The sequence below is a fragment of the uncultured Ferrimonas sp. genome, assembly GCF_947489035.1.
Classification (GTDB): domain Bacteria; phylum Pseudomonadota; class Gammaproteobacteria; order Enterobacterales; family Shewanellaceae; genus Ferrimonas.
Genome location: NZ_CANLCI010000004.1, coordinates 175,979 through 201,332, shown reverse-complemented (window position 1 = coordinate 201,332; position 25,354 = coordinate 175,979). Strand labels below are relative to the sequence as shown.

General features: G+C 53.9%; 18 protein-coding genes. 6 read left to right on the top strand and 12 right to left on the bottom strand.

Going from position 1 to position 25,354, the window contains the following annotated elements; all coding sequences use genetic code 11:
* Positions 1–129: 129 nt before the first annotated feature.
* Positions 130–3,294, bottom strand: a complete 3,165-nt coding sequence (locus tag Q0796_RS04435; protein ID WP_298440587.1) for an efflux RND transporter permease subunit — start codon at positions 3,292–3,294, stop codon at positions 130–132.
* Positions 3,294–4,451 (bottom strand): efflux RND transporter periplasmic adaptor subunit, encoded by a 1,158-nt coding sequence (locus tag Q0796_RS04430; protein WP_298440586.1) that lies wholly within the window; start codon positions 4,449–4,451, stop codon positions 3,294–3,296. Before Q0796_RS04430 ends, Q0796_RS04435 begins: the two co-directional genes overlap by 1 nt.
* 199 nt (positions 4,452–4,650) lie before the next feature.
* On the opposite strand from Q0796_RS04430, the gene xerD reads away from it, so the two are divergent.
* From xerD to recJ, 3 genes are all read left to right on the top strand, one after another.
* Positions 4,651–5,538 carry a site-specific tyrosine recombinase XerD gene (gene xerD / locus Q0796_RS04425; protein ID WP_298440593.1) on the top strand — a complete coding sequence of 296 codons (888 nt, stop codon included), beginning with the start codon at positions 4,651–4,653 and terminating at the stop codon, positions 5,536–5,538.
* Positions 5,539–5,619: 81 nt separating this feature from the next.
* Positions 5,620–6,345: a bifunctional protein-disulfide isomerase/oxidoreductase DsbC gene (gene dsbC / locus Q0796_RS04420; protein WP_298440585.1), complete on the top strand. Its 726-nt coding sequence runs from the start codon at positions 5,620–5,622 to the stop codon at positions 6,343–6,345.
* A gap of 104 nt (positions 6,346–6,449) precedes the next feature.
* Positions 6,450–8,174, top strand: coding sequence for a single-stranded-DNA-specific exonuclease RecJ (gene recJ / locus Q0796_RS04415; RefSeq protein ID WP_298440584.1), 1,725 nt, complete (start codon positions 6,450–6,452; stop codon positions 8,172–8,174).
* A 302-nt stretch (positions 8,175–8,476) separates the two neighbouring features.
* On the opposite strand, the gene Q0796_RS04410 is transcribed toward recJ, so the two are convergent.
* The gene (locus Q0796_RS04410; RefSeq protein WP_298440583.1) at positions 8,477–8,788 is read right to left on the bottom strand and encodes a hypothetical protein; all 312 of its coding nucleotides are present in this window, start codon (positions 8,786–8,788) and stop codon (positions 8,477–8,479) included.
* Between the two features lie 206 nt (positions 8,789–8,994).
* Complete coding sequence (locus tag Q0796_RS04405) at positions 8,995–10,464, bottom strand: Na+/H+ antiporter NhaC family protein (protein ID WP_298440582.1); 1,470 nt, start codon at positions 10,462–10,464, stop codon at positions 8,995–8,997.
* Between the two features lie 255 nt (positions 10,465–10,719).
* On the opposite strand from Q0796_RS04405, the gene prfB reads away from it, so the two are divergent.
* Positions 10,720–11,818, top strand: a protein-coding gene (prfB, locus tag Q0796_RS04400) for a peptide chain release factor 2 (protein WP_298440581.1) whose coding sequence is annotated in 2 segments (ribosomal slippage) — positions 10,720–10,794 and positions 10,796–11,818 — 1,098 coding nt in all. Because the reading frame shifts where the segments join, the coding sequence is not laid out codon by codon here.
* 26 nt (positions 11,819–11,844) lie between these two features.
* Positions 11,845–13,350: a lysine--tRNA ligase gene (gene lysS, locus Q0796_RS04395; protein WP_298440580.1), complete on the top strand. Its 1,506-nt coding sequence runs from the start codon at positions 11,845–11,847 to the stop codon at positions 13,348–13,350.
* 927 nt (positions 13,351–14,277) lie between these two features.
* On the opposite strand, the gene Q0796_RS04390 is transcribed toward lysS, so the two are convergent.
* From Q0796_RS04390 to Q0796_RS04375, 4 genes are all read right to left on the bottom strand, one after another.
* The gene (locus tag Q0796_RS04390) at positions 14,278–15,330 is read right to left on the bottom strand and encodes a hypothetical protein (RefSeq protein WP_298440579.1); all 1,053 of its coding nucleotides are present in this window, start codon (positions 15,328–15,330) and stop codon (positions 14,278–14,280) included.
* A 138-nt stretch (positions 15,331–15,468) separates the two neighbouring features.
* Entirely contained in the window at positions 15,469–16,611 is a 1,143-nt protein-coding gene (locus Q0796_RS04385) for a hypothetical protein (RefSeq protein WP_298440578.1), read from the bottom strand.
* A gap of 119 nt (positions 16,612–16,730) precedes the next feature.
* Positions 16,731–17,333, bottom strand: a complete 603-nt coding sequence (locus tag Q0796_RS04380; RefSeq protein ID WP_298440577.1) for a hypothetical protein — start codon at positions 17,331–17,333, stop codon at positions 16,731–16,733.
* 462 nt (positions 17,334–17,795) lie between these two features.
* Positions 17,796–19,316 (bottom strand): aldehyde dehydrogenase family protein, encoded by a 1,521-nt coding sequence (locus Q0796_RS04375; RefSeq protein ID WP_298440576.1) that lies wholly within the window; start codon positions 19,314–19,316, stop codon positions 17,796–17,798.
* Positions 19,317–19,723: 407 nt separating this feature from the next.
* Between Q0796_RS04375 and Q0796_RS04370 the strand changes: the two genes are divergently transcribed.
* Complete coding sequence (locus Q0796_RS04370; protein ID WP_298440575.1) at positions 19,724–20,449, top strand: TetR/AcrR family transcriptional regulator; 726 nt, start codon at positions 19,724–19,726, stop codon at positions 20,447–20,449.
* A gap of 490 nt (positions 20,450–20,939) precedes the next feature.
* Here the strand turns inward: Q0796_RS04370 and Q0796_RS04365 are convergent, their stop codons facing one another.
* The 4 genes from Q0796_RS04365 to Q0796_RS04350 form a co-directional block, all read right to left on the bottom strand.
* On the bottom strand, positions 20,940–21,743 hold the full coding sequence (locus Q0796_RS04365) for a cupin domain-containing protein (protein WP_298440574.1): 804 nt from the start codon (positions 21,741–21,743) through the stop codon (positions 20,940–20,942).
* Positions 21,744–21,755: 12 nt separating this feature from the next.
* A complete protein-coding gene (locus Q0796_RS04360) occupies positions 21,756–22,121 on the bottom strand; it encodes a cytochrome c3 family protein (RefSeq protein ID WP_298440573.1) in 366 nt (121 codons plus the stop codon).
* Positions 22,122–22,124: 3 nt separating this feature from the next.
* On the bottom strand, positions 22,125–23,594 hold the full coding sequence (locus Q0796_RS04355) for a flavocytochrome c (protein WP_298440592.1): 1,470 nt from the start codon (positions 23,592–23,594) through the stop codon (positions 22,125–22,127).
* A 380-nt stretch (positions 23,595–23,974) separates the two neighbouring features.
* Positions 23,975–24,979 (bottom strand): phospholipase A, encoded by a 1,005-nt coding sequence (locus Q0796_RS04350; RefSeq protein ID WP_298440572.1) that lies wholly within the window; start codon positions 24,977–24,979, stop codon positions 23,975–23,977.
* Between the last annotated feature and the right edge of the window lie 375 nt (positions 24,980–25,354).

Genomic DNA, 25,354 nt, shown 5'->3' with positions numbered 1-25,354 from the left:
GCCGGGCGGTCCCGGCAATGACCTTTATGCCGCAGCGGGTCATGCACAATAAGTTCAACAGCTCATTGGTACACAGCACAAAAAAGCCCGCGACGGCGGGCTTGTTGCTGTTTCTACGGCAAACCTGCGTTACGGCTTGGCCAGGGTTTCATCGCGGCGGCGCAGCGGGATCGCCTTGCCATCGGGACGCCACCACCAGCGCAGTAAGCGCTTGAAGTCATCCAAAATCATGTACAGCGCGGGCACCAAGATCAGGGTGACCGTGGTCGAGAACAGAATACCGAACGCCAACGATACCGCCATTGGGATCACAATCTGCGCTTGCAAACTGGTTTCCAAGGTGATCGGCACCAAGCCTAAGAAGGTGGTGAGCGAGGTCAGGATAATGGCGCGGAAACGCTCAGTACCGGCCTGCTGCACCGCCTCGCGCAGGGCTAAGCCTTGGGCGCGAGCTTGGTTGACGAAATCCACCATGATCAACGAGTCGTTCACCACCACCCCCGCTAAGGCGATGATCCCGAAGACGCTCAGCATCGAGATATCCAGCCCCAGCATCACGTGGCCAAAGACCGCGCCGATCATGCCAAATGGGATCACCGACATGATGATCAGCGGCTGGCTGTAGCTGCGCAGCGGAATCGCCATCAGTGCGTAGATGGTAAACAGCGCAAAGAAGGTGCCTTGCAACACCAGCAGGGTGTTTTTGGCGTCTTCTTCGGCGGAGCCATCCAAAGCGGTGGTCATGCCTTCGTAGCGATCGCGCAGATCAGGGATAAACTCTTGGTTTACCTCTTTAGTCACCTTGCTTGGTTCAATCCGCGCTTTGTCGGCACGGGCCTGTACGGTGATAGAGCGAACCCCATCGGTGCGGCTGATGGTCGAGAAGCTCTTCGCCAGTTGGATGGAGGCCACGTTAGAGAACGGCACTTCATGCCCCGATGGGGTACGAATACGCATGTTTTCCAAGTGACCAATGGTGCGGCGCTGCTCTTGCGGGTAGCGCACCATCACCTTCACTTCCTCTTTGTTTCGCAAAATCCGTTGCGCTTCAAAGCCGAAGAAGCCCCAGCGTACTTGCTGAGCCAGATCCGATAAGGTCAGCCCCAACGCCTCCGCTTCCGGTTTAATCGCTAAGCGGATCTCTTGCGAGCCCGAGGAGAAGTTATCTTGGATGTCGTACAGACCATCGTACGTGGCCAGCTTGGCTTTCAGCTCTTCCGCTGCCGCCACCAATTGATCCAAGTCGTTGCCGTTCAAACGGAACGCCACATCCGAGCCGGAATCGTTGGTGGACGCCACCACATCTAAGGTTTTCACCCCCACCATTTCGGGCATGTGATCGCGCCAATTGGCGGCAATGGTGACCGCATCAATGCTGCGCTGCTCGCCTTTCACCAGTTCAATCATCATCTGGGCGCTGGTGCGCGAGCCCAGATACACGAAGGTGTGTTTGACCACTTCCTCGCCAATCTCGGCGTTGATGCGTTGGTTGGTGGCAAACAGCGAATCTTCCAGCTGCTGCACCACGGTTAAGGTGGCTTGCTCAGACATGCCCTGTTCCATCTCTAACTGCACTTGAACAAAGTCAGAGGGGATATCAGGGAAGATGATGGTGCGAACATGGCCGCTGCCCAGCAGCACCCCACAGATCACCATCAGCCCGATGAAGAAGGTCAACACGCTGTAGCGCCAGTTCATCATGGTGGCCATCGCCGGCTTGTAACCTTGATAAATTAACTTGTTCAGGGCTTTGTCAAACCAGGCTTTAAAGCGCAACCAAGGGCCAAAACCAACCCCCGGCTTGGGCGGCGTCATGTGGGCCAGGTGCGCGGGCAGGATCAGCTTCGATTCAACCAGCGAGAACGCCAAACAGAGGATAACCACTAAGCCGATCGCCTTACCCACCACCCCAAGGAAGCCGGTGATGATCAGCATGGGAATGAAGGCGGCGATGGTGGTCAGTACCCCAAAGGTGGCGGGCATGGCGACCTTTTTGGTGCCTTTGATCACCGCTTCCATGCTGTGGCCATCTTTTTCGGTTTGGGCGTAAGCGGACTCGCCAATCACGATGGCGTCGTCCACCACTATCCCCAACACCAAGATAAAGCCAAACAGGGTGATCATGTTGATCGACAGGTTAAAGGGATCCAGTGGCATCGCCAGCATCGCGGCTAAAAAGGCGATAGGCAGGCCCAGCATCACCCAGAAGGCGACCTTCAATTGCAAGAAGATGGCCAACACGATGAACACCAGCAGCGCGCCCATCGCCATGTTTTCCAGCATCATGTTCAAGCGGCCAGACAGGAACTGCGACAGATCGCCCCAGTGATCGATAACGATCTCGTTGCCCAGACTTTCCTGTTTCTCGGCAACGTAGCGTTTAACGGTGTTGGCGATGGCTAAGGCGTCTTCATCGCCAACGCTTTTCACCTCAATCACCACCGACTTTTGGCCATCAAAACGGGCGTAGCCTAAGCGTTCTTCAAAGCCATCGTTGACGTAAGCCACATCCGACAGCAGCACACGGCTGCCATCGGGCAGGGTGCGTAACACAATGCGTTCAAAGTCTTCTTGATAATAGGCTTGGCCATCCACTCGCAAAGAGATGTCGCCATCTTCGGCGCGAATGGAACCGCCGGGCATCAAGAGGCTGGAGTTGTTCACTGCGGCCGCGACGTCGTTGAAGGTCAGTGCGTATTCCCGCAGCTTATCTTCAGAGACTTCGATGGCAATTTCGTAATCTTTGGTGCCCAGCAAGTTGGCACGGCTAACGCCGCCCAGCGCGGTGATCTCATCGCGAACCACTTTGCCTAACTCTTTCAGCTCGGTATCCGATAGGGCGTCACCGGCAATCGACACCCACATCACCTCGGCTTCCGGTTTGATCTGGTAGATGTTGGGTTGTTCGATGCTGTCTGGGAAGGTGGAGATGGCGTCCACCTGCAGCTTCACTTCATCCAGAATGTCCTTGGGTTCAAAATCATCCAGCACTTCGATGGTAACGCTGCCGCTGCCTTCGTTGGCTTGGGAGCGGATCTTCTTGATCCCCTCAATGTTTTTGATCGCCTCTTCAATCTTGATGGTGATCCCTTCTTCAATCTCTTGTGGGGCAGCACCGGGGTAAGCCACGTGCACGCGCACCAAGTTGAGCTCAAATTTAGGGAAGATCTCTTTGTTGATGGTGGCGGCAGAAAGTAAGCCGCCGATCAGCAGCACCCACATCAGTAGGTTGGCGGCAACGCTGTTACGGGCAAACCAAGCGATAATGCCGCTGGTGGTATCGGTGCGAGACATTACTGACCCCCTACGGTAACCATTTGCGCGTTGGCGTTGCTGCTGTCACTGCTGGGTTGGTCTTCGCCAGCCACCTTCACTTTGCGGCCATTGTCGATGCCGTTTAAGGCGGTCAGGCTGAGGCGTTCACCGGGAGCGAGCTCTGCACGAATGTACACCTGTTCCAGATCCGCGCGCACCACTTCCACGGCGCGCAGCTCAACGGTGTTGTCGGGTTTGATCACGGTGATGCGTTCGCTGCGAACCGCATGGCGGGGCAGGTTAACCAAGCCAGCCAGTTCAATGCCGTCGATTTCGGCGTTCACGAAGGCACCGTATTGCAGCGCCTGTGGCTGTTGACCGTTGAGGTTGTATGGATCGGCCATTTCAGCCACCAGATAGATCATGCGGTTGTCTGGGTTGATCACCCCTTCGCTGCGAACCAGTTGCGCGTTCCAGTGCAACACTTTATCGCCGTATTGGTGGCTTAGGCGCACGTGGCCTTGTTCGGCGTTATCCAAAAAGGCCAATTCTGCGGGGGCCACCGGCAAGCGGATCTGAGCCATATCGGTGCCTTTAATCACCCCAAGGTTCAGGCTTACGTTAATGTATTGGCCTAAATCGACACTGCGCTGGCTGATGATGCCATCGAACGGGGCGCGGATGTCGGTGCGCTCAAGGTTACGCTTGGCGCGAGCCAACGTGGCTTCGGCGCTGCGTACATTGGCTTGTTCCTTAGCCAGTTGCGGTTTACGCAGCCCCAGCTCCGGTGGAATGCCTTCAATCACCCCGCGCCATTCGGCTTTGGCCACTTGGCCACGGGCAACCTCTTCTTGCAGCTGCGCTTTGGCTTGGGCCAAATTGGCTTGCGCTTGGATCAGATCGGCGCGGTAATCCGCCGGTTCAATCTGTGCCAACAGCTGTCCTTGCTTAACCTGCTGGCCGACCACAAATTCCGGTGCCAGTTGCACTAAGCGGCCACTGACTTCCGCCACCAGCTGGGTTTGGCGTTTAGGTTCTACCACCCCGTAAGAGCGCAACGTCAGCTGGTAGGACTGTTGTTCAACAGCCACCGCTTCAACGATGGGCAGCACCTCTTTCGGTGCCTTTTCCTCTTTTTCTGGGGCAAACTGCTGCAACAACACGGCAATTAAGACAACCGTGACGATTATCGTCATGATTGGTAGGAGTCGACGCACCCATAAACCCATTATTCAATCCTTAAACATGTGGTGTGGAATTAAGTTCAGGCTAACTTAGCATGAGCTATCCCTGCGTATAGTGGGGGAATTGTAAATAGGTGTGGCAATGCCGCCAAACCTCCCCCAACCGCGCTTTGCGGTGCAGTTTACCGTATCAATGAGCCAGAATAAAATAATGATAAACCAACAACTTATTGAACAATTTTGCGACGACTTATGGGCGCAACGTGGGTTGGCAGACAACACATTGGCGGCTTATCGTGCGGATTTGACTCATCTTGTTCGTCATATCGAGCAAAATCGATCCTTGCTCTCTTTAAGTGTGGACGATCTGCAGCAGTATATGGCTCAGCGCCACGATCTTGGCTTGGCGAAATCCTCTTCTGCCCGGTGCATCACCACCATTAAGCGTTTTTATGGTTACGCCACGGTGCAGAAGTTAATTGCCACCGATCCCAGCGTTGGGCTTGGCCGGCCTAAATTGGCGCCCAAGTTGCCCGATACCCTGACCGAAGCCGATGTTGAGGCACTGCTGGCCGCGCCGAACTTGGACGATCCTCTGCAACTGCGTGACAGCGCCATGATGGAGCTGCTGTACGCCACCGGATTGCGGGTCAGCGAGTTAACGGGGCTGCAATTAGAGCAGCTGGGATTGAACCAAGGGGTGGTGCGGGTGGTCGGTAAAGGGGGCAAAGAGCGGCTGGTGCCGATGGGCGAGGAAGCGCAAGCGCGGTTGCAGCGCTATTTAAGCCAAAGCCGTGGGTTGTTGCTGGGGTTAGGTCGCTCCGATGTGGTGTTTCCGAGCCAACGGGGCACCCAGATGACTCGGCAAACTTTTTGGCATCGGATCAAGCACTATGCTCAGCTGGCAGCCATCCGCAAACCGCTGTCGCCGCACACGCTGCGCCATGCGTTTGCGACCCATCTATTGAACCACGGTGCCGATCTGCGCGTGGTGCAGCTGTTGCTGGGCCACAGCGATCTGTCCACCACCCAGATCTACACCCACGTGGCGCAGGCACGCTTGCAAGAACTGCATCAGCAGCACCACCCGCGTGGATAGTAAAGTTTTACAAAATCCGGTAACTTTTAGCGTCTTAATCGGGTCTACTTACCCAACTGTATTTGAAGGGATCCCTACAGAATGAAGAAATCACTCGGCTCATTATTGGTTGGCGCGCTGCTGACCGTAGCCACCGTGGCTCAAGCCAGCGACGACATTACCCAACCATTGGAAGCCAAAATCACCTCCACCTTGGGGATCAGCGTTGATAAAATCGTACCGTCGCCGGTAGATGGCTTGTTCCAAGTCTACAGCGACAAAGGGATCCTGTATGTCAGCGCCGACGGCAGCAAAATGCTGCACGGTACGATGTACGATCTGGATAACCGCATGGCCAACCTAACCGATGCCGCCATGGGTGAAGTGCGTAAGTCGCAACTGGCGTCGATTGAAGGCACCACCATCGACTTTAAAGCCAAAGATGAAAAGTACGTGGTGACGGTATTTACCGACATCACCTGTGGCTACTGCCGCAAGCTGCACAACAGCATTGATGAATACAACGATCTTGGCATTACCGTGCGCTACTTGGCCTACCCGCGTAACGGCCGTAATGCCCAAAGCTGGCAAGACATGGAACAGATCTGGTGCGCCGAGGATCAGCAGCAAGCGTTGACCAACGGCAAAGCCAATATCGCCAACAGCGGCAGCGCCAGCTGTGATGCCGCCAAAAGCGTTGGTAAGCACTACAGCTTGGGCGGCAGCTTTGGGGTAACCGGCACCCCAGCCATTGTGACTGCCGACGGCGGCCTGATCCCAGGCTACATGCCACCACAAAAACTGCTGCAATCCCTGCAGCAAGGCTAATACTGGCGCGATCCAGTTAATCGAAAAAAGGCATCGCATCAGCGGTGCCTTTTTTACTGTGGCCGCGTTAAGCTCATTCTGTTTCCCCTTTATCGAGATCCCCCATGGTTCGAATTTCCCGTCGCCCCGACGTTGCCCCAGAGCAGCTGTTGCCGGAGTTACCGCCGCTATTAGCGCAGATCTACGCCCGCCGCGGCATCACCCAAGCCAGCCAGTTGCAACTGGAGCTGAACGATCTGCTGAGCCCACAAACCATGGCGGGCTTAACCGAAGGGGCGCAGTTACTCGCCAACGCCGTGGCCGCCCAGCAGCGGATCATCATCGTTGGCGACTTTGATGCCGACGGCGCCACCTCCAGCGCGGTGGTGATGCTGGCGCTGCAAGCGATGGGGGCCAAGTTTGTTGAATACTTAGTGCCAAACCGCTTTGACTACGGCTACGGCCTAAGCCCGCCATTGGTGGCACTGGCGCAACAGGCTGGGGCGGAAGTGTTGATCACCGTTGATAACGGCATCTCTGCCCACGCCGGGGTGGATGCCGCCAAAGCCGCAGGGATGACGGTGATCGTGACCGATCACCACTTGCCGGGGCAAACGTTGCCCAACGCCGATGTGATCATCAACCCCAACCGCGACGAATGCGGCTTTGATTCCCGCGCCATGGCGGGGGTCGGGGTGGCGTTTTACCTGATGCTGGCATTGCGGGCGCAGTTGCGACAAAACCAATGGTTTAGCCAGCAAGGGGTAGCCCCCCCCAATCTGGCCGAGCTGCTGGATATTGTCGCGCTGGGCACCGTGGCCGATGTGGTGCCGCTGGATCACAACAACCGCGTGTTGGTGCACCAAGGGCTGCGCCGCATTCGGGCAGGGCGTTGTCGCCCTGGCATCCAAGCGTTGCTGGAAGTGGCCAACCGCGATGTGCAGCGCATTGTTGCCTCGGATCTGGGCTTTACCGTTGGCCCCCGCTTAAACGCCGCTGGCCGCTTGGATGACATGTCGTTAGGGATAGCCTGCCTGTTGGCCGACGACTTAGGCGAGGCGCGGCAAATCGCAGCGCAACTGGATGGGCTTAACACCGAACGGCGTGAAATCGAACAAGGGATGCAGCAAGAAGCGCTGCAAGCCTTAGCGCGACTGGATCTGTCTGGGGAACAACTGCCGTGGGGCGTGGCGCTGTATCAAAGCGATTGGCACCAAGGGGTGATCGGCATCTTAGCGTCGCGCATTAAAGAGCAGTTCCACCGGCCCGTGATCGCTTTTGCCGAAGCGGGCGGCGGCGAGATTAAAGGCTCGGCGCGTTCCATTCCGGGCTTGCACATGCGCGATCTGCTGGAGCGGATCGACACCGAACAGCCCGGGCTGATCTTGAAGTTTGGCGGCCACGCCATGGCGGCGGGATTAAGCCTAAAAGAGGCGGACTACGATCGCTTTGCCGAGCTGTACGATCAGCAAGTACGCAGCACCCTAGAGGCTTCGCAACTGACCGGCGAACTGCTGAGCGATGGCGAGCTGTACGCCGAGCAACTGGCGCTGGATACCGCCCAACTGCTGCGCGGTGCTGGGCCTTGGGGGCAGAACTTCCCAGAGCCGCTGTTCGACGGCAAGTTCCGCTTAGTGGAACAGCGGCTGCTGGCCGACAAACATTTGAAGATGACGGTGGAAACCGAATGCGGCAGCAAGCAGTTGGATGCCATCGCCTTTAATGTCGATCGCAAACAGTGGCCGGATGCAACGGTGCAGTGGGTCGAGCTGGTGTACAAGCTCGACGTAAACCACTGGCGTGGCCGCGACAGCGTGCAGCTGATGGTGGAACACCTAAAGCCGCAGTAATGCGGCAAGAAAGCCGCTGCGGCAACGCAATGCTGGCAAATAAGGGGCTGTTGTCGCCTCGGAGGCTTTAGCGATGGCCAAGGGGCTCGTCCCTTGCCCGCCGCCGAGCCGTCCCGGCAATGATCTGCGCGCTTTCGCTGCGTACTCGCGGTTATCCCGTAAACCCGCTCACGGTGCGAGTCATGCCCAGTGCCATCGATGCCAAGTGCTATTTATGCCCAGTCGGTGCCACCGCGAGTTGCCGCCCAGCAGAAACAAAAACGCCACCGCATTGCGGTGGCGTTGCTGATCCATCGGGGCGCTTAGTCCTCTAAACGCTCGTTGATGAACTTCTTGCACTGTTTTTTGCTCCAGTGCTTACGAACTTTCTTCTTCTCTTTTTCAAGGTGCTTCACGTAGCCCTTTTCAAACAAACGATCGCGGCTCAATTCGGCAGCGCGTTCGTGAGAGATCTTGCCTTTGATCTTCCACTTCAGCTTGCTGGAGTTCTTCATCATGTTGCCACACACTTCGTACTTGGCGGCAAAAGAAGCGGCGATTTTGGTATCCAGATCGGTTGCTTGGCTTAGCGGGGCAACGGCCAGCATGGCGATAACAAGTAGGGATTTTTTCATATTCAATTCACCTTGAGTGATTAAAGCTGGATAAGCCACATCAGCATCCCTGTGGTGGGTCATCTTTGTATTAATTGGGTTGTAGCATAGCCACCATAAATTTTTTGTTGGTTTTATAGGCTACAGCTGTGATCTGCAACCGATGCAGCAGACAGATCAGACCAATAATTGTTAGCCCCATCACACTGGCAAAGTGAGAGTTTGAATCAGATCAACTTTATACGGCGCCCCCAGTGCAGCTGCCCAGCGCCAATGGCGGCTAAGGCCAGCAGCAGCGCCACAAGCACCAGCGACAACGCCAGCCCCAGCCCAACGGCGGTGTAACACAGCAGCGCCAAGGCGGCGGTAAGCAGCGCCAGCGGCAGCTGCGTTACCACATGGTGGTGAGGATCACAGCCACAGGCAGTGGCAGACAACACCGTGGTGTCGGAAATCGGCGAGCAATGATCGCCAAACACCGAACCGGCCATCACCGCACTGAGCGCAGGCAGTAACAGCGCGGGGTTGATGGCGTGGGCGATGTCGGCGCCAATGGGGATCATCAGCGCAAAGGTGCCCCAGCTCGAGCCGGTGGCAAAGGCGGTAACGGTACACAAGAGGAACAGCCCCGGCAGCAACAGCGATGGCGACAGGTACTGGGCGGCGTAGTGCGCCATCACTTTACCGGTGCCCAGATCGCTGATGGCGCGGCCAATCATCCAGGTTAGCAAGATAATGGCGATGGCCGGCGCGATGTTACGCAGCCCAGCCAGCAGCGCCTGCCCCAGCCCTGCGGCGGTCATGCCCACTCGCATCGCCAACAGGGCGGCCACCAGCACCGCTAAGGCGCAGCTATTACGCATGGCCGCGCCAATGTCGGCATTACTGAACAGCGCCATTGGCGCCAGCGAACCGCTGCTGCGATAGCCGCTGATCAACATCATCAGCAAGCTGCCAAACAGCAGGGTTAAAATCGGCAACCCCAGTTGCCACGGCGAACCCGCTTGTTGCAGCTCGGGATCTTCGCTGTACATCATTTTTTGGTGGTTAAACCCAAAGTTGCTGTAGGCCACCACCAACACCATCAGCAGCGTGCCAATGGCGTAAAAGTTGTAGCTGGCGACTTCAAGAAAGGCGCTGGCGGGGTTGACCTCTAGCCAGCCGATCCCCGCGATCAGCGCCATCACGTAGGGGCCCCAGCTGGAAAACGGCACCACCGAGCACAGCGGCGAGGCGGTGGAATCCACCAGATAGGCCAACTGCCCCGGTGGAATACGGTAACGCTCGCTTAAAGGGCGGCTGACGTTGCCGTTGGCCAAGCAACTGAAGATCCCATCAATGAACACCAACCAGCCCAACAGCACCACCGCTAAGCGGGCTTGGCGTTGGCTGTGAATGCGGGCAAACAGCCAATCGGCAAAGGCACTGACGGCACCGGAACGTGCCAGCAAAGACGTGAGGATCCCCAGTAATAACATCGCCGCCAGCACATTAACGTGCCAGCTTTGCCACTGCTGTTGGTACAGTTGGCTGATGGCGTTGCTGCCAAGATAACGAACCATCTCTAGTGGCTGGCCCCAGTGCAGAATGACGGTAGCGCAGCCGATCCCCAAACTTAAGGCAACCAAGGTACGGCGCAGAAGCAGCGCCACGCCGATGGTAAAGATCACCGGGAACACACTTAAAAACTCATTCATTGTCTGGAACTTGCTCGAAAAACGGGGCTGGGGTCAGTCAGTGTGCCTCAGATTAAGCTTAACTGTTATTACCTGTGTCTCATTCGCACCTTTTGGTTGTGAAACGGTTGCACTTTGGTTGATAAATCGCCGCAATTAACGCCGCCATTTATGGGGATTTAGCGCGCAAAATGGCGCTTGTCGCAGGTGCGTAAAAGGTCAGTTTCGAGTACAATTTCGGGTTTCTGTAAATTCATCAAAATCAGTAGGGCAGACATGTTCGAGATTAATCCGGTTCAGAACCGTATTAAGGAGTTGTCGGAACGGACAAACCTCCTTAGGGGGTACCTTTGACTACGATGCTAAGAAAGAGCATCTAGAAGAGGTTAACGCCGAGCTGGAACAGCCGGAAGTGTGGAACGAGCCAGAGCGCGCGCAGAAGTTAGGGCGCGAGCGCAGCGATTTGGAAGCGGTGGTAAAAACCATCGACGATCTGGATCAAGGCTTAGAAGACGTTGCCGAGCTGCTAGAGCTGGCGATTGAAGAGGAAGACGAGGACAGCTTCGAAGAAGCGCAGTCTGAACTGGAATCTTTGAACGCCGCGCTGGAAAAGCTGGAATTCCGCCGCATGTTCTCTGGCCCACAAGACGCCTGCGACGCCTACCTCGACCTGCAGTCCGGTTCTGGCGGCACCGAAGCCCAAGATTGGTGTTCCATCCTGTTGCGCATGTACCTGCGCTGGGGTGAAGCCAAAGGCTTTAAGGCCGAGATCATCGAAGTGTCTGAAGGCGACGTTGCTGGCCTGAAATCCGCCACGGTTCGCTTCTCTGGTGAGTACGCCTACGGTTGGCTGCGCACCGAGACCGGCGTTCACCGTTTGGTGCGTAAGTCGCCGTTTGATTCTGGCGGTCGTCGTCACACCTCGTTCTCGTCTGCGTTTATCTACCCAGAAGTGGATGATTCGATCGATATCGACATCAACCCATCGGATCTGCGTATTGACGTATACCGCGCCTCTGGTGCCGGTGGTCAGCACGTAAACACCACCGAATCTGCGGTACGTATTACCCACACCCCGACCAACATCGTGGTGCAGTGCCAGAACGAACGTTCCCAGCACAAGAACAAAGATCAGGCGATGAAACAGCTTAAAGCTAAGCTGTTCGAGCACGAGATGCAGAAGCAAAATGCTGAAAAGCAGGCCGCCGAAGACGCCAAATCCGACATCGGTTGGGGCAGTCAGATCCGCTCTTACGTGCTGGATGACTCGCGCATTAAAGATCTGCGTACGGGAATTGAAAACCGAAATACCCAAGCGGTGCTGGATGGCGATCTAGACCGATTTATTGAAGCTAGCCTGAAATCAGGTTTATAAGCCTGATTTGTAGGGGATAAAACAACATGACTGAACAAGTACAAGACGAAAACAAGTTGATCGCCGAGCGCCGTGCGAAGCTCAACACCATTCGTGAAAACTGCGCCGCCAACGGCCACCCAAACAGCTGGCGTCCAACTCACAAAGCCGCAGAACTGCAGGCTGAGTTTGGCGCCAACAGCAAAGAAGAGCTGGCAGAAGCGGGCCACATCGTTGCCATCGCTGGCCGCATCATGGCCAAGCGTGGCCCATTCTTGGCCATCCAAGACGTGTCTGGTCGCATTCAGGGTTACGCCTCTAAAGACGTACAGAAAGAACTGAAAGCGATTGGCGGCTTGGACATCGGTGACATCATCGGCATCAAAGGCCAGCTGCACCTGTCTGGCAAAGGCGACTTGTACGTTGATATGGCGGAATACCAGCTGCTGACCAAAGCACTGCGCCCACTGCCAGAAAAATTCCACGGCCTGACCGATCAAGAGCAGCGCTACCGCCAACGTTACGTTGATCTGATCGTTAACGAAGAATCCCGCAACGCCTTTAAGATCCGTTCCAAGCTGGTTGCTGGGATCCGCCGTTACATGGAGTCTCGCGACTTTATGGAAGTGGAAACCCCAATGATGCAGGTGATCCCAGGTGGCGCGTCGGCCCGTCCTTTCATCACCCATCACAACGCGCTGGATCAACAGATGTTCCTGCGTATCGCCCCAGAGCTGTACCTGAAGCGTTTGGTGGTTGGCGGTTTTGATCGCGTATTCGAGATCAACCGTAACTTCCGTAATGAAGGCTTAAGCCCGCGTCACAACCCAGAATTCACCATGATGGAATTCTACATGGCGTACGCGGACTACAACGATCTGATGGATTTGACCGAAGACATGCTGCGTACCGTCGCGGTTGAGATCTTGGGTTCCTCTTCCATGCCGTACGGCGACGAAACCGTTGAGTTTGGCGGCAAGTACGCCCGCATGAGCATGCTGGACGCCATCAAGCACTACAACCCTGAGCACGCTGACATCCAAGCGCTGACCTACGAAGGCGTACAGGATCGCGAGCTGATGGTATCCATCGCCAAGTCGGTTGGCATCAGCGTGGAAACGTTCTGGACCTGCGGCCAGCTGCTGGAAGAGATCTTCGGCGAAACCGCCGAACCACAACTGATCCAGCCAACCTTCATTACCGAATACCCAGCGGACATCTCGCCACTGGCACGCCGTAACGACGACAACCACTTCATCACCGACCGCTTCGAGTTCTTCATCGGCGGCCGCGAAGTGGCGAACGGCTTCTCGGAGCTGAACGACGCCGAAGATCAAGACGCGCGCTTTAAGGCGCAGATGAACGCCAAAGACGCCGGTGACGACGAAGCGATGTACTACGACGGTGACTACATCACCGCCCTAGAGCACGGCCTGCCGCCAACCGCGGGTCAAGGCATCGGCATCGACCGTCTGGCGATGTTGTTCACCAACACGCACACCATCCGCGACGTGATCCTGTTCCCAGCGATGCGTCCGCAAGCGAACGGTTAATGTAACCGTTTAGTTCGATGTGATTAAAAAGCCGAGCAATGCTCGGCTTTTTTGTATCTATGATTTGTCTCGGATGGTGGGTGTTGGTTTACCAACACACTAATACCCAGCGCCATCCGTGACGTGATCCTGTTCCCAGCGATGCGTCCGCAGCAGAACGGTTAATGTAACCGTTTAGTTTGATGAAATAGAAAACGCGCCTTCGGGCGCGTTTTTTTGTGCCTGCTCTTGTAGGTCGGCATTGATGCCGACGGTTGTGGTGCTGGTGCCTTATGTGGTGTTGGCGTTGTTCGCACGGTCTACGTTGCGCCTGCGGCGGTTACCTTTGGCGTTGATTGGACGGGGGATATGTCGCGGTGGCGACGGCACCCAAAGAGGCGCTGCCCCTTTGGAATCCCCTGCGCCTTAGTGCGTCGCCCAAAACGCTGCGCTGGGCTCCTCCGATGCGGCGCGTAGAGCCAGATCAAAAGCGTTGGCCGCGAGGTCATTGTGTTGGTGGTAGGTTGGTATTGATGCGACGGTTTGCGTTTTGGTGGTGTTGAATGGGTGGCTCGGCGTTGTGCCTGCGGCGATGAACATTGGTGTTGATTTCACGTTAGGGTGTCGCGGTGGCGACGGCACAGAGCGGTTCATATTAGCGGGGCTTCGCCCCTCCTGTTGGAATCCCCTGCGCCTTAGTGCGTCGCCCAAAACGCTGCGCTGGGCTCCTCCGGTGCGGCGCGTAGAGCCAGATCAAAAGCGTTGGCCGCGAGGCCATTATGTTGGCAGTATGACTACCCCGTACAGCGATTAATTCACCATGGCTGCTATACAGTATCTGTCTTTATGCTATCGCTGGTATCACTATGGTGAGTGTCTTTTTAAGACCACAGTGAACAACGCCTCCACCCAACCTTAAACCTTGCCACATCTAGCACTAAAGCCGACCTAAACTGAAATTGCCAAGTGTTGAGAATCCGTCTTAAATGCTTTGTTATGCAGCTTTCCTGACTTTTCTACCGCACTTTTAATCACAGTTTCGTGTAAGCGTTCGACTGACAAATAGTCATTAACTGTAGAGTAACGACCACCAATATCGATATATTTTCTGTCGTCAGGAGTATCCATGCTTGGGGTGATACAAGCAAAATCACACAGGTTTAGATAAAAAGATCTTGCTATGCGATATGCCGCCATCAATTCATCAGTAGTAGTGCCCACAGTTAATATGGATTCCAATTCAGGCTGTTTCTTGATTTTTGCTGGTACGAGTACGCCCTTTTCCGCTAACTCAATGTAAATTTCAGGGATACCTAGCTTCTCTGATAGCCTAAATATTGCACTGCAAGCGTTGAGGTAAAAAGAAAGCGTCATTGGCTTATTGACGTCTCTCAGAGTTGCGTCAATCCCCCACTGAGCTGTAGAAAGTTCAGATTCAATATCCTTAAATGCGGCTTCATTCGGGGATGGCAGCCCCTCCATTGGAGAACCCAAGAAGAAGTTTGTATGCAGACGTGGATGAACCTTAAAGTTCACTTTAATGCATGAAAGGTATTCTGTTTCACCTATTTGCCCAAAGTACGAGAACAATTCCTGCCGATGTGAGCGATACGTATCTAGATTGTTTTTGTGCGACACAATCTCAATTTGTTTGGCAGACTGTTCCGTTGAGTGTAATCGACTAATAAGAACAGACAAAGGGATTGCTAACGAAAGTAACGCTAGGGGTAATACTGAAATCTGCAAGAACATCTGAAAGCCTTCAGCATTCAAAAGCACATCATAGCCTTGCCATGCCAGATAACCTGTCCCCAAAAAATATAGAATCGGAGAAAGAATTACCAGCCACAGTAACCCTTGTTTCATTAGCCCTAGTTCAGGGTGAGGAGTCAGAATAAATCGAGTGCGCTCGAAAAAATTTCCTCCCTTTGAAACAAGAGCTAAAGTTAGACCGAAAGCCACAACCAATGGCAATAAAATTAGGGCGATAATTTGCGCCACCGTTAAAATATTCTCCTACTGCATACACCGCATTAAGGTGTGAGCAAAGCTACCACGAAACTTAACCATACCACCGTAAACACTAAACCCAACGATGAAATGAAAAATTACAAGCGTTGGAAATCACTCTTAAATTCTTTATTTTACGTCAACGGCGGCTGTATTTAAAATTTTTTTAAGTAGTTCTTCAACTTGATAGAACTTAGTCATATCGTAATTTTTTACAAACCCCTCGTCGATGCTATCAAAGCAAGGATATGTGTCAACCTCAAAAGATTCCGATCCTCCGATAGTATCTAGCAGCTGCCATGAGATTGGCTTTGTTAAACTAAAATCACGCTTTAGTTTTGAACAAAAACCATTTAACTGAATATTCGCTCGGTCAGGAGGAAATACGAAGTTAATTCCAATCTTGCTGTGCCTTAGCTGAGGTGTTTTGGTTGAAAAATAGCTGATACCGGAAACCAGTGATTTTTCTTTACTAATCCACTGTAGCAATAGGTTTGGTATTATGTACTCAATATTGAATGCACCACCATTAAAGGCTCGGTTAAAACTACAAGCCATAAGAAGTGGATACATTACTAGATAAGCGATCTGCAGTTCAATATTATCTTCTTCACTATCAAAAAATAGGAAGCTTTCAAAGCTACTTTTCTTTAGAGTTTCTAGAGAGTATGAAAAGTTTATAACTTTTACATCAGGTTTATTTTCACACTTGTATCGAGAAAGATGCATTTTATTAAGGTCTGGCTTCCCCATTTCCTGCCAACATACATAGATTGATGTGCCTAAATACAAACATGGTAGACCAGCAATCGAGTACCTTTGAGTTCCAACTAAATGACGTAAATGAAATGGAATATGGAACATCTCTTTACGATCTGATAGCTCAGATTCTGAACATCGAACACGATATAAACTATCGTCACCTTTAGAAAAGTGCTTCATATCATGGACTAACTTGGGAATGTTTTGACTAATTATCGGCAGATTCATTAGCCTTTCAAAAATACCGTATGCTCCACCGGAACTACCAGATAGGTACTCATCTAGTGATTCTATAATGTGATTTGAAACATCTTGTAATTCTTCTCTTCTTGTATACAGGTAACTTTCAACAATACCAACATCTTGGAGATTGTTTACCCTTTTCTGGAAGTTGTCGAGTCTATCTTTTAGATCTTCACGATAGTTTGATTTGTATGAGTCATAGACAAAAGGTTGCTTTAATCTATTTCCTTTCAGGAGTTTGTTTAATACTTTTTGAAAATCACTCATTTTACAACTTTTCTCTTAATTCTAATGACGCTTAACGCCTTGCTAAGCGGCGATAAATTGTTGGCTAAAATGCGAGGAACGAAGCTAGCCAACTGTTTAGCGTCCGTTTGAGCAACTTGTTAGTCATTTGTAACGCCAAGCTTTAATTTAAACTCTCTTACCGCTAACTCTAATTTATCTAAGATATTTTTTGCAGCATCGCGTTCTTGTTCTGTAGTTACATATTCAGGTCCTTGGGACATGATTACGGACCAACTATTATCATTACAAAGATAAATTACATCGCTTATGTGAGTTATTATATCATCAGGTGTTATATAACTATGTACTTCTAAGTACGAGCTTAATTCCGTTCTTAGGCTATCCATTTTGAAGACAATAGAACTATATGCTTCGTGACTATCAAATAATGGATCAGTCCAAATTATTGGTTTTAAGTTATGTAATATTTTTGAAACACAACTCAAAGAATCCAATTGTTTCTCTTGGATTTTTTCTTGTTTAGCATTATTTGAATCAATTTCCTTTAATTGGATTTCACTATTGTATCTTGCTTTTTCTGACTTACTATTGAAAAAGTTGGTTAATATGGCAGCCAATATAGCTAAAGCACCAGACACTAAAGCTATTACTGCTGGTGAATCGATCCAACTTTTACTTCCTTTTAAAGCCGTAGTAATTGCTGTGATTAACTCTTTTTGTAGATTTAAATCTAATTCCAAAACATTATCCTTTGATGAATGCCTAACAGCTTATTACGATGCCATCGTCTCTAGTATTACAGACACGGTTGGCATCTTTATCACAATGTTATTGTTTTGTGATGACTCAACTCGCCTTAATAATCAATATTTTACCTCGTGGTTTTACTTAACCCAAGCGCCTTAGTGGTGGAAAAGAAGATGTAGATCGTAATACTGAAGAATTGTTGCTGGGCGGTAATTAAATTCAGCGATTGCATCGACTTCTGAAAACTACCGTTGCATTGGGCTGCTCGACTGTCATCGGCGGCAGATGATTGCTTCCAGTGAGAACTGCGCCGCGTTGGCTTTATTGCCGCATCGCTCAGCCACGGATGGTACTTCGGTGCCGTGCCGTCGCCATTGCGACAACATTCCCAGCAAACGCCCCAGCACTGCTGGGGCGTTTGCTGTTACTTAACCATTAAGCCCATTTGAGGCCCATTAAAAGAACCCCATCGGGTTGGGATCGTAACTGATCAGCAGGTTTTTGGTTTGCTGATAGTTGCTTAGCGCCTTGAGGTGGGTTTCGCGGCCGATGCCGGAACGCTTGTAGCCACCAAAGGCGGCGTGGGCGGGGTAGAGGTGGTAGCAGTTCACCCACACGCGGCCAGCTTCGATGCCACGGCCCATGCGGTAGGCGCGGTTTTGATCGCGGGTCCATACCCCTGCGCCCAAGCCGTAGCTGGTGTCGTTGGCGATCTGCAACGCTTCGGCTTCATCTTTGAAGGTGGTAATGCCTAAAGTGGGGCCGAAGATCTCCTCTTGGAATACCCGCATCTGGTTGTGGCCTTTGAGCAGCGTGGGCTGCACGTAAAAGCCGTTGCCGAGCGCGGCATCCACCTTGGCGGCGCTCCCACCCAGTAAGCACTCGGCGCCTTCGGCTTTAGCGATCTCCATGTAGGAGAGGATCTTATCCAGCTGCACTTGCGATACCTGTGCCCCCACTTGGGTGTCGAGATCCAGCGGGTTGCCCTGCTTGATGGTTTTGGCGCGTTCGATCACCCGTTCAATAAACTGCGGGTAGATCGATTCTTGCACCAGCGCCCGCGATGGGCAGGTGCACACTTCGCCTTGGTTAAAGAAGCCCAGCAGCAGCCCTTCGATGCACTTATCGAAGAACTCATCGTCTTGATCCAGCACATCTTCAAAGTAGACGTTGGGGGATTTGCCCCCCAGCTCTAGAGTGACCGGAATAAGCGATTCGGCGCCGCAGCGCATGATGTGTTGGCCCACTTCGGTGGAGCCGGTAAACGCCAGCTTGTTGATCCGCGTTGAGGTGGCTAACGCTTGCCCAGCCTCTTCGCCCATGCCGTTAACCACGTTGACCACCCCTGCGGGGATAATGTCTTCCAGCAGCTCCATCAGCACCATGATTGAGCAGGGCGTTTGCTCGGCGGGCTTCAGCACCACCGAACACCCTGCGGCAAGGGCTGGCGCCAGCTTCCACGCCGCCATTAACAGCGGGAAGTTCCACGGGATGATCTGGCCGACGACGCCAAGGGGCTCGTGGAAGTGGTAGGCGGCGGTGTTGGCATCGAGCTGACCAATGCTGCCCTCTTGGGCGCGGATCACGCCTGCGAAGTAACGGAAATGGTCGATGCACAGCGGCAAGTCGGCGTTGATGGTTTCGCGGATCGCTTTGCCGTTTTCCCACGTTTCCACGTAGGCCAGCATCTCGGCGTGTTGCTCAATGCAATCGGCAATGTCTAACAGCACCTTGCTGCGATCCGCCACCGACGTTTGCCCCCAGCTTTGCTGCGCTTGGTGGGCGGCGTCTAGCGCCAAGTCGATGTCGCGGCCATTAGAGCGAGCCACTTGGCAGATGTGGGAGCCATCCACCGGTGAGGGATTATCAAAATAGTTGCCATCCAGCGGCGCGTGCCACTGACCACCGATGAAGTTTTGGTAGCGAGGTTTGAATTGGTATAAGGCGCCTTCTGTACCGGGATTGGGATAAAGCATGAGCGTCCTCCTTGGTCGGCCGGCTTGGGGTTAAGCCGGATCCAGTGCTTACCCAGTGTGGCGCTGATCACCTAAATGCCCATTCGACCTTTGGCTAAGAAATAGCCAGTTCGGGCGCAGTGAAATGGGCGCTGGAATGGGGCGGAGCAAGGGGCTGCGGCAGGGGCGGCGAAACCGAGTGGCCCATCGCGGTTGCTTTTATGTGGCACAACAGGGGGATGATCCTTGGCCGAGTCGATGCTGCGCTGCTGTCTGTAACGTGTTTATGTTCAACGCTTTTTGTTGAACATGGTTACTCTGGCGAGTGCAATGAACGGGATCATTGCTCGGTCACGGTTGCGGCGATGGCGATTGGTTAACATGGGCAAATCACAGTTTGGATTGAGTTCCACCCAAGGAGTGCCAACATGGCTTGCGATTGCGACAGCATTCATCGCTCCAGTCAGATTTTGGATGTGGTTGAACGGCACATCGACAGTTATGGACTGTTCTCGTTTACCGTTTCTGAGGTGATCGCGGAGTCGAATCAATCAACCACCACCTTCTACAAACGCTTTAAGGGCAAAGAGGATCTGCTGGTGTGCGTGTTTTTGCGTAACGCCACCTCGAACCACTTTAAGGCGTTTGAAGCGCAGTACCCCAATCAAACGCCAATCGAGCGTTTTTTGCTGCCGATTGTGCTGAGTTTCGAGGTCGGACATAAGTCTCCGGCCTTTAATTTGGTGCGGCAGGTGGCGGTGAATTCGCGGGTGTGGCGTTTGGCGGCAGAGCCCAAAGTGAGCTTGTTTCGCCATAAGATCGCGGCCTTCTGGAATTACATTGAAACCAGCGTGCGAAACTTGGTGGCCAGTGGCGATCTGGTGGCCAGCGAAGAGGCGATCATTAACCTAACCCAGTCGGTTACCTTCTACCTGAGCGGCAGCCTAAATGCGATGGAGTGCGGCCTGATCAACGATAAGTTTATCGGCCAGCAGCGGGATAAGGTGTTTCAACAACTGAAACAGATCTTAAATGCCTATCAATGGAATACCGAGATCAGCTTTAACCAGTTTGAGAAAGTGGGCTTCCGCTGTTATCTGTACCTTAACGGCTGCAATGACGATAAGTGCCAATACTGTTTGCGCTGTGCCTAGCGAGATGGGGGACGGTGTTTCAATGATCGGTTGAACCGATTTTGGATGGCTAGCTGTGGTGTCAAGGTCATTGCCGGGACCGCCCGGCGGCGGGCAAGGGACTGGTCCCTTTGCAATCCCTAGCGCCTCCGTGGTGACGACAGCCCCTCGTTCTCGCCGCATTGCGTTGCAGCAACGGCCAGATGCGCCATCCATGGCTTAGCTGGCCTCAGCGGCATCCTGCCTTCGGCTTTACTCCATCACTGCTTCACTCGGCGTCACCAAGTTGGCAAAAAAGCCATCACCGTCAGGTGATCAATTCGCCGTGAGATCGGCACTGCAGCTGCTCTTTTGGCCGCACTCACAGCGTTGAGCGATGCAGTGCCGAATGGCGCAGGCGAAAATGCTTTCAGCACAGCAACGCCAACAGCCAATGGGCACACCAGCTGAAAAAGCCGCCTTGGGGCAACCCGAGGCGGCTTTTGCGTAGGTGATGATGAGGGCTTAACGCTTATTTGGCGTTAGCGCGCTTGGCGTCGAAATAGCTTTCGTTGTCGCCATATTCGTTTAAGCCCATTGCCGCTTTACGCATCAGATCCACCTCATCAAAGGCCGCTTCTGCCGGGCGTAGGTACTTCACGTCGTTGCGCCAGTAGTATTTGAAGCCATCAAAGTGGCCGTTTTTCGGATACCAGTACAGCACCCCAAAGCCGCTTGGATCTTCAATCGGGGTGTTGTGGATGGTGTTGCCGGGAATGTAGAAGTAGTCGCCGGTTTCCATCCACTGGTATTGGCCTTGAGCCAAGGTGCGCGCTCGGCCTGATACGGCGTAGTAACACTCTGGCTGGCCGTGGAAATGAGGGTTGTGATCCGATGGTTTGCCGTTGGTGATGCCGATGGTCACCGGCCAGTCGCTGAGCTCCTTCCACATGTAGCCAACGGGGGCGTTGTCTAGGCTGCACTTGGCCATGGTGATGTAGTTGCCATCGTCATCAATGGTGGTGCAGCCACGCTTATCTTGGGCGATGGTGGCGTCGGCTTCAATGCTGTTGAAGTCGATCTCGCCCCGCTCCCAGGCGGCGATGTAAGCCTCCACTTTGGGATCGCGGCACTGCTCTGGCATGGTTTTCGCTGGCGCGTACGGGGTGCTGACAAACGGCACATGGGTCGCTTGCTGGTACGGCTGTTGTTCACTAATAAAGTGGCCGTGCTCAGTAATGTTGCGCTGGGCTTGGGTTTCCGCCGTTGACGCACTTGCCGGTAAGGCCAACAGCAGGCTGGTGGCGACCAATAGGGGTAACTTGTTGTGATTCATGATGATTGCTCCTTAACGCTGGTCAAACCAAGCGCGGTGGCACTCTTGGCATACTGGGGCGGATGGTTCGTGTTCGCTGTGGCAAGCGATGCACTGGGCGCCTTCACCGTAGTGCGGGCTTTGGTGTGGATCCGCTTCGCTGAAGGTGAGCCTGTCTTCGGGGATGGCAATCTCGCTCATCTGGCCGTGACAGTCGCGACAGGCGCTGTCGTCAACGAATTGCTGCGGGTTGTTGGCGTGGCAGCTGCGGCAATCATCTTGGTAGATGAAGCTGTGCTGGCTGCGGCCTTGGGTTTGATCCGGTTGCGGCACGATGTCGCCCGCGTAGGCGTTAGCGGCCAACAGCAAAGCGGCGGCAATAACAGTCAGTTTCTTCATGATTTAGGCCTCTTTTGCGTCGGTTACGAGGGTTTTAGCAAGGACAAAGCCCATGGCCAGACCTTCTAAACAGGCGCAGGAACTCAGGCGCGTTGCCCCGTGCACGCCACCGGCGGCTTCGCCTGTGGCGTACAGGTTGGTGATTGGCTGGAAGCTTTTAGAGCTGAGCACGCGACCGTCGTTGTCGGTTTTAAGGCCGCCCATGCAGTAGTGCACCTTGGGCCAGATCCGCGAGGCCACAAACGGCGGCTGCAGCCGCTCGGCGCTGTCCATGTTGCGGTTAAAATCAGGATCCTGTTGGGCGCTGACGTAGCCGTTCCACTGTTCGATGGTTTGCTTCAGCTGCGCCACTGGGATCGCAAACTTGGCGGCCAGCGCCTCGACCGAATCAAACTTCCACGCCATCTCATCACGGATGGCGCGGGTTACGCGGCCGTCGTCTTGGTAGTTGTTGTAGTTAAAGAACACCACTGGGTAGGCGGGGGAGTTGTCGGCGTGGCGTTGCTTCACCATGGCGTTGGTGCAGGTGAGGCGATCGGCGCGTTCGTTCATGATGCGCTTGCCGCTGTTCACCGAGACACCAATGCCTTTGTGCCAGCCGATGGACAGCAGCGCGTTGCTCCAGCCAAAGCCGCCTTCATCGGGGGAGCCCCAGTGGCCGGATTGGATCAGGTTCATGTGCACCGGCATGGCGCCGTTGTTCATGGCGGTTAGGGTGACTTCGCCGGTGGCACCCAGTTGGTTGGTGCAATCGAAGGTTGGATCCAGCGCCGGATCAACAATGGCGCACAGGGCTTTGTTGCGAGAGAACCCGCCCGAGCACACCACCACGCCACGCTTGGCTTTGATGCGGACGGTATGGCCGGTGTGGGTTTCTGGGAAGCGATAACCTTTGTTGACGATCACCCCTTCAATTTTGCTGCCGTGCGCATCGCTGGCCATCACAAAATCTTCAACATAATGCTGCAGGCGGTAGTCGATCCCTTCCGCTAAGCCTTGTTGATACAGCTGTTGGGTGATGCCGCCGCCAGTGCCTTGCTCGACTCGCACGGCTCGCGCCTTAGAGTGGCCACCCACCAGCATGTTGAAATCTTTTTTAAACTGCACCCCAGAATCGATGCACAGGTTGTAGGCGTCGAGGGCGTGATCGGCGATCTTCTTCAGTATCACCGGATTGGACAGGCCGCGACCGGCTTTGACCTGATCCGCCACCAACACCTCTGGCGAGTCATCTTCGATCCCCTGTGCCAGCTGTACTGGGTTGCGTGGCACCGCAAACCAACCGCCGTTGATGGCGGAGTTACCGCCAATCACCTGCATCTTATCCAGCACCACCACCTTGTTGATGCCCGCGCGCTTGGCGTTGATGGCCGCCGATTGGCCCGCAAAGCCAGAGCCGATGACGATCAGATCAACCTCTTCGTCCCAGGTGTTTGGATCGGCATTGATCTGCGCTGCCATGACCGGAGCCATCGCTACGCTGCCCGCTACGCCGACCCCCATTTTCTTTATAAAATCGCGTCTTGTTGTCATTTTGATTAACCCTGCAATATGGAGTGCGGGCTAACGATAAAAGAGCTGGCGGGCGCAGGCTGTGGCCACTAAGAGAAAGAATTTTGCTGTTGCGGCAGGGTGATGGGACGACGACGGGGGGCAAAGCTGACAATCTTTGCTGGGATCGGTGTCGGGCTGTGCGGCGTTTCGCATATGGGGCGAAACCGTGGGCAGGATCCGCGGTTAAGAGGCTGCGTTGCCTCAAAAATAATATTTTTTTTCAGGAAGAATAATGGGCTCAAAGGGGGGAACCCGTGGGGGAAATACGGGGGCTGCCGCCACGGGTTACCCTTAACGCGCTACAAAATCGGCGTGAGTTCCACCCCAACGCTTAAGCGTTCCGCTTTGTGGTTGTAGTCCAGCAGGTTTTCGCCGTAGCCGTAATAGCTTTGCACGTAGCCGCGCAGCTTGCCCTTCAGTGGGAAGCTCCAGCCCAGTTCTACGCCGCCTTTGTGCTGAGTGATGTTGCCGCGGGCGCGCAGGCTGAAGTTGTGATCATCGCGGGCGTAGATCCCAAACAGCTCGCCGTGGCCCATAAAGTCGGTGATGTCGGGGTTGTCGTCGCCTTTAGGATCCGTCGCAAACTCTTTGTCGTCTTCGGGCAGGCGATACCAAGCGCGCGCCCCCACAACCCAGTGGTCGTTCTGAAAAGCGGTGGTGGCGATCAGGCGATTCCAGCTGCGAGATTGTTCGCCACTGCGGCCATTGGATTGGTGGTTTAAGGAAAAGTTGGTGATCAACAGGCGCCAATCGCCCACATGCACATCGTCAAAGAAGTGCAGCCACATTAGCTCGGGCATGTGGTTGGTGTCGCGAAAGGGCGCCGATACGTCTTTGTTGTAGGCTTGCCACCAACTTTGGTTGGTGTAGGCAAGGTAAAGGCCGTTGTCGTTGCCAAACCAGTTCGGGGTAACGGGCACCTTAAAGCTGAACTGAAACTTGACTTCCCACGGCGAGATCCCTTCGGGGCTGTATTCCCACGTCTCTTCGTTGGCATTGGCGTTGTAGCTGGCCAGCAACACGTAGTTGTTCATGTGGGAACTGAGGCCGTAGCGGTTCGCTTCAAACGCTTTCTCTTGGGCAAAGCGGCGTTCAATCTCTGGCTGGGCGGTGGCCACTTCAATGTCTGTGGTGGCCGTTGCGGCTGAGTCCGTTGGTGTTGCAGCGGTTGCTTCGCGGGCGGGCTCAATCACGGCACAGCGCTGGCGCAACTGCGCCAAGGTTTGGCTGTCATCGCCGTGCTGCAACTGCTGTTCAATGCACTGGGCGTTGAAGGCGGCAGCCAGCATTAAGGTTATCGACATTCATTGAATCCTTTCAAATAAGGGGGATAGCTGCGCCAATACCAAGCAGTATGAACGCTAAAAATAGGCTAAGAAGCGATAGGCCGTCGCATGCCGTAAGCAGGTTGCCATTGATACGGCCACGTCTCTACTTACATCTGCAAAAACACGCCGTGCAACGCAATCAGCGCATAAACGCTGAGCCGCAGCCAAGCCATTGGCCGTCAAAATGCTGCCAAGCGACCTTAATTTGGCGGACTTTGGGCTGGATCGATCGGCAAGCAATGCGTCACAAAAACCAGCGCAACGTGAGCCGTTCGAGCAAGCTTAAACAAAGTTCATGAGCAAGTGAACCAGCCGCCGTTTTTTTCACCAGCCTTGATTGCTCCGCACTAT